Origin of the sequence: Citrobacter sp. Marseille-Q3906 (assembly GCF_916618775.1) — a bacterium.
In the GTDB taxonomy this organism is placed as follows: Bacteria; Pseudomonadota; Gammaproteobacteria; order Enterobacterales; family Enterobacteriaceae; genus Citrobacter; species Citrobacter murliniae.
Genome location: NZ_CAKAKA010000002.1, coordinates 1,876,209 through 1,885,181, shown reverse-complemented (window position 1 = coordinate 1,885,181; position 8,973 = coordinate 1,876,209). Strand labels below are relative to the sequence as shown.

General features: G+C 50.3%; 15 protein-coding genes and 2 pseudogenes. 3 read left to right on the top strand and 14 right to left on the bottom strand.

Features of this window, described 5'->3' with window-relative positions:
- The first annotated feature begins 43 nt into the window (after positions 1–43).
- From LG384_RS13230 to LG384_RS13220, 3 genes are all read left to right on the top strand, one after another.
- Positions 44–337, top strand: a complete 294-nt coding sequence (locus LG384_RS13230) for a YcgL domain-containing protein (RefSeq protein ID WP_045443883.1) — start codon at positions 44–46, stop codon at positions 335–337.
- Positions 338–406: 69 nt separating this feature from the next.
- Positions 407–1,066, top strand: coding sequence for a fumarylacetoacetate hydrolase family protein (locus tag LG384_RS13225; protein ID WP_048221320.1), 660 nt, complete (start codon positions 407–409; stop codon positions 1,064–1,066).
- 92 nt (positions 1,067–1,158) lie between these two features.
- Positions 1,159–1,605, top strand: coding sequence for a YcgN family cysteine cluster protein (locus LG384_RS13220; protein ID WP_225761056.1), 447 nt, complete (start codon positions 1,159–1,161; stop codon positions 1,603–1,605).
- Between the two features lie 26 nt (positions 1,606–1,631).
- On the opposite strand, the gene LG384_RS13215 is transcribed toward LG384_RS13220, so the two are convergent.
- From LG384_RS13215 to LG384_RS13150, 14 genes and pseudogenes are all read right to left on the bottom strand, one after another.
- Positions 1,632–2,915, bottom strand: coding sequence for a site-specific integrase (locus LG384_RS13215; RefSeq protein ID WP_181540763.1), 1,284 nt, complete (start codon positions 2,913–2,915; stop codon positions 1,632–1,634).
- Positions 2,916–2,949: 34 nt separating this feature from the next.
- Positions 2,950–3,198 carry an excisionase family protein gene (locus tag LG384_RS13210; protein ID WP_047500635.1) on the bottom strand — a complete coding sequence of 83 codons (249 nt, stop codon included), beginning with the start codon at positions 3,196–3,198 and terminating at the stop codon, positions 2,950–2,952.
- A gap of 222 nt (positions 3,199–3,420) precedes the next feature.
- Positions 3,421–3,651 (bottom strand): annotated as a pseudogene (locus tag LG384_RS13205) (DUF551 domain-containing protein); the annotation flags it as partial.
- Positions 3,652–3,804: 153 nt separating this feature from the next.
- The gene (locus LG384_RS13200) at positions 3,805–4,044 is read right to left on the bottom strand and encodes a DUF4222 domain-containing protein (protein ID WP_101700634.1); all 240 of its coding nucleotides are present in this window, start codon (positions 4,042–4,044) and stop codon (positions 3,805–3,807) included.
- Positions 4,007–5,089: pseudogene (locus LG384_RS13195) on the bottom strand (DNA cytosine methyltransferase). The gene LG384_RS13200 and the pseudogene LG384_RS13195 overlap by 38 nt, the downstream one beginning before the upstream one ends.
- The gene (locus LG384_RS13190; RefSeq protein ID WP_225761055.1) at positions 5,089–5,307 is read right to left on the bottom strand and encodes a TraR/DksA family transcriptional regulator; all 219 of its coding nucleotides are present in this window, start codon (positions 5,305–5,307) and stop codon (positions 5,089–5,091) included. Before LG384_RS13190 ends, LG384_RS13195 begins: the two are co-directional and overlap by 1 nt.
- A 1-nt stretch (position 5,308) precedes the next feature.
- The gene (locus LG384_RS13185) at positions 5,309–5,734 is read right to left on the bottom strand and encodes a hypothetical protein (RefSeq protein ID WP_225761054.1); all 426 of its coding nucleotides are present in this window, start codon (positions 5,732–5,734) and stop codon (positions 5,309–5,311) included.
- A gap of 97 nt (positions 5,735–5,831) precedes the next feature.
- Complete coding sequence (locus tag LG384_RS13180; protein WP_225761053.1) at positions 5,832–6,056, bottom strand: hypothetical protein; 225 nt, start codon at positions 6,054–6,056, stop codon at positions 5,832–5,834.
- The gene (locus LG384_RS13175) at positions 6,053–6,271 is read right to left on the bottom strand and encodes a hypothetical protein (RefSeq protein WP_225761052.1); all 219 of its coding nucleotides are present in this window, start codon (positions 6,269–6,271) and stop codon (positions 6,053–6,055) included. Before LG384_RS13175 ends, LG384_RS13180 begins: the two co-directional genes overlap by 4 nt.
- Positions 6,268–6,822: a phage N-6-adenine-methyltransferase gene (locus tag LG384_RS13170; protein ID WP_225761051.1), complete on the bottom strand. Its 555-nt coding sequence runs from the start codon at positions 6,820–6,822 to the stop codon at positions 6,268–6,270. The genes LG384_RS13175 and LG384_RS13170 overlap by 4 nt, the downstream gene beginning before the upstream one ends.
- On the bottom strand, positions 6,819–7,277 hold the full coding sequence (locus LG384_RS13165; protein WP_225761315.1) for a hypothetical protein: 459 nt from the start codon (positions 7,275–7,277) through the stop codon (positions 6,819–6,821). Before LG384_RS13165 ends, LG384_RS13170 begins: the two co-directional genes overlap by 4 nt.
- Positions 7,277–7,849 (bottom strand): hypothetical protein, encoded by a 573-nt coding sequence (locus LG384_RS13160; protein ID WP_225761050.1) that lies wholly within the window; start codon positions 7,847–7,849, stop codon positions 7,277–7,279. Before LG384_RS13160 ends, LG384_RS13165 begins: the two co-directional genes overlap by 1 nt.
- On the bottom strand, positions 7,849–8,670 hold the full coding sequence (locus tag LG384_RS13155) for a PD-(D/E)XK nuclease-like domain-containing protein (RefSeq protein ID WP_225761049.1): 822 nt from the start codon (positions 8,668–8,670) through the stop codon (positions 7,849–7,851). The genes LG384_RS13160 and LG384_RS13155 overlap by 1 nt, the downstream gene beginning before the upstream one ends.
- Entirely contained in the window at positions 8,651–8,968 is a 318-nt protein-coding gene (locus LG384_RS13150) for a host-nuclease inhibitor Gam family protein (RefSeq protein WP_225761048.1), read from the bottom strand. Before LG384_RS13150 ends, LG384_RS13155 begins: the two co-directional genes overlap by 20 nt.
- Positions 8,969–8,973: the final 5 nt, after the last annotated feature.

Here is an 8,973-nt window from a genome sequence, read left to right as displayed (position 1 = left end):
ATATTGAGGCAAGCCACCATTCCCTGAATTCAGAGTAAAAGATATGTTTTGTGTGATCTACCGAAGCAGCAAACGTGACCAGACCTATTTATATGTCGAAAAAAAAGACGATTTCTCACGCGTTCCTGAAGAACTGATGAAAGGATTTGGTCAACCGAAGCTGGCAATGATTTTACCGCTTGATGGCCGTAAAAAACTCGTCAACGCCGATCTTGAAAAAGTAAAACAGGCGTTAACTGAGCAGGGCTATTATTTACAATTACCGCCACCGCCAGAAGATTTACTCAAACAGCATCTGTCTGTGGTTAAACAAAATACACCAGACGTTAAACCTTAAACTGTATCCGGCAGTAGCGTGTCCCATCGATGCAGTTTATGAAATCAATGACTACGTTAGGGGAAAGTAATGTATCAACATCACAACTGGCATGGTGCTCTGCTGGATTACCCGGTAAGTAAAGTGGTTTGTGTAGGCAGCAATTATGCAAACCATATTAAAGAGATGGGTAGTGCAACGCCCGATGAACCGGTCCTGTTCATAAAACCTGAAACCGCACTGTGCGATCTGCGTCAGCCGCTGGTGATCCCGGCGGATATGGGATCTGTTCACCACGAAGTTGAGCTGGCGGTGCTGATTGGTTCGACTCTGCGCCAGGCGACGGAAGAGCACGTGCGCAAAGCCATCGCTGGCTATGGTGTGGCTCTGGATCTGACCCTGCGTGATATTCAGGGCAAAATGAAGAAGGCGGGTCAGCCGTGGGAGAAAGCGAAGGGATTTGATAACTCCTGTCCGTTGTCTGGCTTTATTCCTGTTTCGGAATTTAACGGCGATCCGCAAAATACGCAGCTCGGTCTGACAGTAAACGGTGAAAAACGTCAACACGGTTCCACAGCGGATATGATCCATCAAATTGTCCCGTTGATTGCCTATATGAGCCGTTTCTTCACGCTTAAAGCGGGTGATGTTGTGCTGACGGGGACGCCGGAAGGTGTTGGGCCATTGCATAGTGGTGATGAGCTGGCTATTAGTTTCCATGGTCAGACTCTCACGACCCGAGTGCTGTAATCTCTTCTTGCCGCCTTTTCGGGCGGCAAAACTTGCATCAGCGTGCCAGACTGGTTATAAGGTGCAGCTTTATTGCAATAGCGGATACCCTGATGAGCGACAAACCTTTCTGGCAAAGCAAAACCCTGGATGAAATGACCGATGCCGAGTGGGAGTCATTATGTGATGGGTGTGGTCAATGCTGTCTGCATAAGCTGATGGATGAGGACACCGACGAAATTTACTTTACCAACGTCGCCTGTCGTCAGCTCAACATTAAAACCTGCCAGTGCCGTAATTACGAACGCCGATTCGAATATGAGCCTGATTGTATTAAGTTAACGCGTGATAATCTCCCGACTTTTGAATGGCTACCGATGACCTGTGCCTATCGTCTGTTAGCGGAAGGTAAGGGGTTACCAGACTGGCACCCGTTGCTGACAGGTTCTAAAGCGGCAATGCATGGTGAACGCATTTCGGTACGACATATTGCAGTGAAAGAATCGGAAGTGTATGACTGGCAGGACCATATTTTGAACAAACCTTCATGGGCGGACTAACGTCATGAGGTTAAAGGAGTTTGTGTTTACTCGTTTTGGGCGTGGGGCATCTGTGGGGCATCACCTCCGAAATTAGCATTCAATATTGCCAGTTGATTATCATTGTTGTCTGTCATCCATTTACCGTAAACGCTGTAAACCATCTGTGCCGATGTATGCCCCATTTGAGCTGCAATGAAGTTGGGGTTGACTCCGGCACTTAATGCCCAACAAGCATATGTGTGTCGAGACTCATATGACTTGCGGTGCGGAATGCCGCTCCTTCTTAATATGTTGTTCCACGTTCCTGAGAATGACCCTGGTGAGTACCATTCACCTCCCTTGCCATTCCTTGCAGTTAGCCTGGGAACAAAAACGAATGTGCATTCATCCTGTCGAGTTCTGCCAAACTCTCTGAGGTGAACGTCTATTTGATGTTGTTTCCCCATCCTGGTGTAGGCCATCTGGCTTTTTAGTGCCTCGATAGCCGGAGTTGTAAGGTTAATTGTCCGGTTCCCGCTTTCTGTCTTTGGGGGCGTGAAGTGATTGGATATGGCAAGGTTCCTGCTGATCCGAATCGTCCAGTTCTTATTGTCTATGTCCTCCCATGCCAGTGCACATATTTCTCCGTGTCGCATTCCTGTATTAAACGCAAGCTTCCATAGGTTCCGTATCTGTTCGCATGGGCACTTTTCAAGAAAACGATGATACTCATCACGGGTAAGCGGCGACGGATCTGACTTCGACTTTTTGAGTGGAGTAACTGCAGCAAATGGAGATTTGCTTATGTATCCATTCAACGCCGCAAAATCAAACATTCCCTTCATGCAGGTAACATAGACGTTAACCGTCCGTACCGTCCTTCCTTTCTTAGCTGATCTGTTCTTCTGGTGTGCGCCACATATCTGGTAGCCGGTCAGCAACTCCTTTCTTAAGTTAAGCACATCCTCATGAGTTATAGAATCAACCATCCGGCCGCCTCCGAGAATATCGGTTCCGATCGTGACATACGATACATATCGGAGATGGGCGTTAAGGGTTAAGTCCATCCTCTTAAGCCCCAGCCATTTTGCCGCCAGTTCAGCAACAGTTATCCCCGGCGGCGCGATATTGAACTTCTTCAGGTTGGGTGACTGTGGGAACTGTCTGGAGTAATCGAATACACCAGTTTTTATAGCGAAACAAACAGAGGCGCGAAGCTCTCCAGCAATGCGCCTGTTCTTTGCAGTATCGACAACCCCAAGGCTTTCCCTGACCCTTTTCCCGTTATATATGAACCATATGCGCAAAGTGCCGCCGTGGTTCTCCACTCCAGTTGGATAACCAGACATAAAATCTCCTGCGTTTGTTTAATGGGGAGGGTATTTAAGCAGATTTCTGGCGCGGGATCGCCGGTCGTTGACGTTCCACCCAATTATCGACTTCGTGTCGATTGTAGAGGATAGGGGAGTTCTCCTTTGGCTGGCAGTCTCCGGAATAATGACGATACTCTCGACCCTCCATCCATGAATTTGTGCGTGCTGACTTGATCGCATTCTTTGTCAGGCCAGTGATAGCCATCAGAACTTCTTCGGATACCCACTTATTGGGAGTCAATTGGATAATGTCGCTCATAGCTTCATCCTTCTATTTTTTCAGGAAACGACTACATACAGAGCTACAGAGCAGGCTATGAAAGCGATAATTAGCGCGGCAACAAATAGCTTTGCTGATGTGGTGTATTTCATGTTTTCTCCAGGCAAAAAAATCCCGGCACTATTGGCCGGGCAAATGGGGGATAACGTGGCAGTGCATTCGCACCCAATAGTCGACTCAGTGAATCAGCTATCAGTTGCTTCATGTGGTTGGTGGCTCTGGAATTGGCATCCAATGCGTTACCTCTTTGAGATGTAAGTCATTGCCGTCGCCATCATCCCAGGTTGGGTTACCATCACTAAACCAATCGCCATAAACTCCGACCTGAGTGTTCGGAAGGTTGGGCCAGTAGTGATTTTTGAAATCGGCAGCCAGCACATAGCTTTGTTCGCTACCTCCAGTCGGTGGCATCCTGTCACTGCAATTAATCCAATCCATATGGGTGCTGAGCAAAGGGGAAATCCGCGAGAGAAGCGTTTTCTGCGCCTCCTCAATAGTCACCGGCTCGCCAGGGCTGCCAAAAATAGCAAAGAAGTCACTTATTTCTGACTCAGCTAGTTGTTTCATTGTTGCCATAATCTCTCCTCATGCCGCCCGCATAGCGCGGAGGCGTTTTAAGTGTTCTGCTGTTTCCAGTTCGGCGCGTATCTGTGCCGCCTCGTGTGGGTCGAGGTGCTCGAAATCATTGTTAAAGCGGTCGATTGAAGCGGTGTTTATCCTGCCCTGTCGCCAGTAGCGGACTATTTCTGATGTGACGGAATGAATTATTACCGGCCACCCGGCATTGTCAGCGTATATCTGACCCCGTTGAATTAGCTGGAACATTGGCAGTCTCCATGTAAGCACCAATGAAAGCGGCTGCCGCCTGCGCGTTTATAGCGTTACCGTAACCCTTAAGTCGGCCTGTGCGGTTGCGGCCTGCCATTGCTCGTAATGAGGACTTTCCATGTCCCATGCTTTTGGCAAACCTTGCAACCAGCGGGAATGTGCCGGATTCAACTGGACGCCATTGCCCATCTCGACAAAAGAGCCAGTCCGCATCTCGCCAAAAACCGTTAACCTCAAGGGGCCTGCTGTGTAAGCCTGTCGAGGTAACTGATCCAGACGTTCTTTCCCATCCCGTTGCGCTGTCATTCCTGATGTGTCTTTCCAGTCGCGAGTTGTTGGCGTCACCCATCCCGCAAGTAGAACCGATCCTGGTAGTTTCAGGCATACCTTCGGCGAACCGTCCTGATTCTTCCCGCTGTAGCAATGAGTCGACCCGGTTGAGTCGTTCGCCACTGGAGTCTGCCACCCCGTCAGACGCGCAGCTCCGGAGACGTGTTGCAGACCCCGTTTCGTTTCCGGCTGCGGATTCGTGTTCGCTACCGGCGTTGGCCACCCAGTAGGCCCGCTCTCTGATGTGCGGCGCACCGATGCCCGCTGCCGAAAACGGAACAAGCCCGAAGGCGTATCCCATTCATTCCAGGTCAGTTTGTACAAGGTCGAACCAAGCATTTGCGTTACCTGCTGCAACCTGTTCGCCAAAGACATGCTGAGGTCTGCACTCGCTGATGAGGTGGAAGAAGTGGGGCCAAAGGTGCCGCTCGTCAGCAAACCCATCTCCTTTGCCTGCCGCGCTGAAAGGCTGGCACGGGCAGGAACCTGTCCAGACCGGTTTATCGTCAGGCCATCCGGCGAGGCGCAGGGAATGTGACCAGACGCCAATTCCGGCGAAAAAGTGGCATTGGGTAAATCCGCTGAGGTCGTCAGGTGTGACATCTTCAATACTCCGTTCGTCAACTTCGCCTGGCGCGATGTGACCGCCGGCGATGAGGTTTCGCAGCCACTGCGCAGCGAAAGGATCAATTTCGTTGTAATAGGCTGCCATTACCCGCCCCTATGCTTATTCCGCAATTCCTTCTCAGCTAGGCAACTGACGCACATCGTGCATCCCGGATACGCTTTCCGGCGCTCATCACTAAGCTGATCGCCGCATTCCTCACAGTGCGTTGCTGATACTGCTGAGTGATTGAGTCTGTGCATGCTCAGTGCCGCGTCACGCTGCAAATCTTCAAGCTGTGATGCGTTATCGATAATGTCAGCCATGTTATGCGTCCCAGTTGATGCCGGCAGACACAAGCTGTCGGCAATGCCTGATAATTTGAGCGCGATTGACGGTGCCAAGTCGCCACGGAGAGTAATAAGGAGACATGTCTATTTCAGCATCCCAACCGGCTTTATTACGGGCGTCCATTTCGCCTTCAAAGTCGTGAGTCTGAGTAATCAAGTTGTCATGTAGAACGAAAAAGGCATCGTAGCTATCGCACTCACCAGTCCAGTAATCCGGTGAATCCCATAGATGCCATTCATCGTGATAGACAGTGCCGTGACGCCCTTTGAAGTCATCATATTCCAGACTGAAATCGTCCCGGTTAATGCTTCGCGGCCTTAGCTTAATAAGCAGTTCCATTGCCGATTTGCTGAACTTCTTTTCGATGCGCGCCTTGCGATTGGAGAATTTGTTGCGATCCATAATCAGTGCTCCATGAACTGTCGGTTAATTCGGTTGAAGGTGAACGCGAGAAAATAAAAAGGCCGACATAGCGACCTTGTGATTCGCTTGGTTAGCGTCATGTTCGCGTCTTGCCTGGAATTGACCAGCAAATCTGGACTGCGTAACTGCTTTTCACTCTCTGAACTTTTCCTGCTGCTTCCAGCTTCTTCAGTCTGCGCAGTACGTATGCCGCATCGAGGGGGAAATAAACACGACGAAGGATGTTGGCTACGACGTACGTCATACATCGCCCGTGACCTTCAAGTATTTCAATAATTTCCTCATCGGTAATGTTGCTCATGATTCCACTCCGTACCGGCCCGTCATCCGACCGATGCTGCTAACGAATGCCACCAGGCTGATACCAAGCGGCGCAATTTTCTGGTGATGCTTCTTGAGGATCGGCGGCACTACTGCATTCCATTTCGGCTTAGGCCTGCATTTCAGTGCCTGCTGAATCTCTGCCACGCATTTACGTCCCTGTGCTCTCACTACGTTGTTTTGCTCTGGTGTCATGCAGCCCCCCCCCGTCGAGCGAGAAGTTTCGCTCCGAAAGTCATTAATTCGTCCCGCTCCACAGTTGCGAAGTGGCAGTGTGTACGCGGGTACGGATGCCAGATGATGAGCATCGACCCTTTGTTGTTGCCGCTTACCGGCTTACCTGTGACCGGGTTGATGAATGCCAGTCGACCGGCGGTGATGAAGCGAACCTCGCTGGCGGTCTGGATAGCCTCACGGAACCAGCCGACGGACGTATCAGCCGGAACCAGCATGACGGTGCCGATCTGGTTCTTGCTCTCCGCTGCGGATTTCTTCACGAATGGCGTGATGTCGCTATATGGTGGGTTTAGCCAGGCATAGCCGGGAATTGTGAGGTAATCAGTCCACGGCGTTTCCAGCGTGTTCTTCTCGGCGGTGATGAACTTTCGGCACAGCGTATTGTGCGGCGCGGCGGCCGCGTCCAGTTGAAAGCAGAATTCAGCATCCAGCGCAGTGAACAGTGCCGGCGGTGTGCGCCATAAATCACGCTGATCCGCTGGCGTGTTGCTTCCGGTGTAATCGGTCATGAATCCTCCCGTTCAGGATTTCTTACACCCCATCCATTCCGCTCAATATTCACAGACAACCTCTTATCTCCGACCTCTTCGATACTCCGACCGGTAATCTCTGTTACTTCTGCGTTGGTGTAGCGCATCAGTGCAGCCAATTCACATGCAGTCCATTCACGCATAGTTAATCCTCCGGAGCGGGCCAGTGCGTCACGCTTGCTTCTGACTGAGTAAATGGAACGACCGGTTGCTGTGGCTATCTCTTCCTCTGAGAACCGACCAAAGAGATGAATCTCGGCTGGCGTCCATGCTCTGCCGGTCATTCGAGATGGTAGTGGTGCACCAATACGCGATGCCTGAGTTACTATGGCGCGTTCCGTGCGCTCAAGCTTTTCGGCGATAATGTGCAGTGGCATTGTTTTGCAGACGTCATGCAGGAACAGGTTTTCCCACGGTTGCCAAAGTTCGCTCATTAGTCACCTGCCAGTTCCTTTTTGCGATCCATATAAACCTCGTCGAGCTTTTTCTCTTGCTCAGGATGGGGAGAAAGCGCCGTTTTTGCTCTGTCGTAGGTTGCCTCAAGCGAATTCAAATCAGCGCTGATCGCGTTTTCGCTAAACCATGCAAGGATTGACTGCGGGTCGGTTATTTTTTTGGTCACTTCTAGTTTTCTTACGCGGTGCTCCTGCCGCTTCCCGCGAGATACCGAAAGCATCATTGAGAAATCAGCCTCAACGTCACTCATTGCAGAGATCTTTATTCCGCCAACTGCAACTCCGCCGAATCTGACAGAAGGGTCGCCAACTAGCGTAAGAGATCGACCAACCCACGAATGACCATCAGCGCCCCAGCCGCCAATTAACACGCGGCGCATTGATTTAGATGGCTTGTAAGGCCGTCCGTCATAACCCTCAAGGTCGATGAATACTGGCTGCTCAGAGTTTCCAGCCCGCACAGCTTTGATGGCAGCTGTGATACTCTGACTCTGAACATCTTCAAAGTTTATCTGGTCTGATTTAGGGATAATTGTGCGTGAGAGATCCATCAGAGAATTACCTCGTCGTCATATTCTTCATCCAGCAGATAGGCCGGAACATTAATTTCGTTGGAAGGAAGGACGATCCCTTCATATTTCAGGTCGTCATCTTCCATGCATTCTTTTATTTTCCAGAGCGCTGCAAACATCTGCTGGCGACCGAGATCTAATGACTCCTCACCGATGTAGTACATGCAGTTCCGATATGGCGCGGTGTTCTCAATGGCGAAGAATGCAAACTGATTGCGTTCTATGCCGGCTGCCAGCTTGAGAACGTATAGATAGAAGGCCGCCTGAATGTGATAGCGATATTGTCCAAATGCGTTGCTGAACCCGCGCTCAGTTGCGTCACGACAACTCTTAACATCAAGTGGGTATGGAATATTATCTGCCAGACGGTCAAATCGACATTTTAAATCCAGTCCAGTTTCCGGACAGGTGGCGAACATAGAAATCTCAGATGCGCCGGGTGCTGCCAGGTAATCCATGAAGTCGTCATTCATCCGCGACGATTCGAGCATCCTGGTTACTGTTTCAACTTCACTGCCAACCAGTATGTATTCCGGGTTAGTGCATGAGACCTCAACCTTATATTCCTTTGACGCTCTAGAGGTCACATCAGCCATCAGCGTGTAGTCTTTCCTGAACAAATCAGGCTCGAGCAGTGCGGCATGAATGGCGCTTCCAATGTGGGCTGACTTACTGCCCTTGAATGGGTTGAAGTAAAGGTTTGCAGGACTAATACTGATTGATTTTACTGACGTTGAACCGATAGCAGGATCAGCATGATAATCCGAGTTGCTAATTCCCTTATATACACCTGGTTTCATCAAATTCACCTTGTTCGATATCTGTTTGGTAGCGAGCAATTGTCTCTGCCATGTAGCGAATAAATTCGGCGGCCTTTTCCTGAAACTCGACGTCATCATCGAACGCCTTTGAAATGGCCTTCTTACTGGCTCCGCGTCGTTGCAGTTCGTCAACGCACAGCGACTCCAGCTTGCTCTGCGGTAATCCTTTCTCAAAGTCACCAGCCAGTTCAGATTCACGCTCTTCTCTGGCTATTTGCTGATAATGGCGCGTCCAGTTCTGCGCCTCGATACGGTCTTGAACGTGGTACGCTGCCATGATCA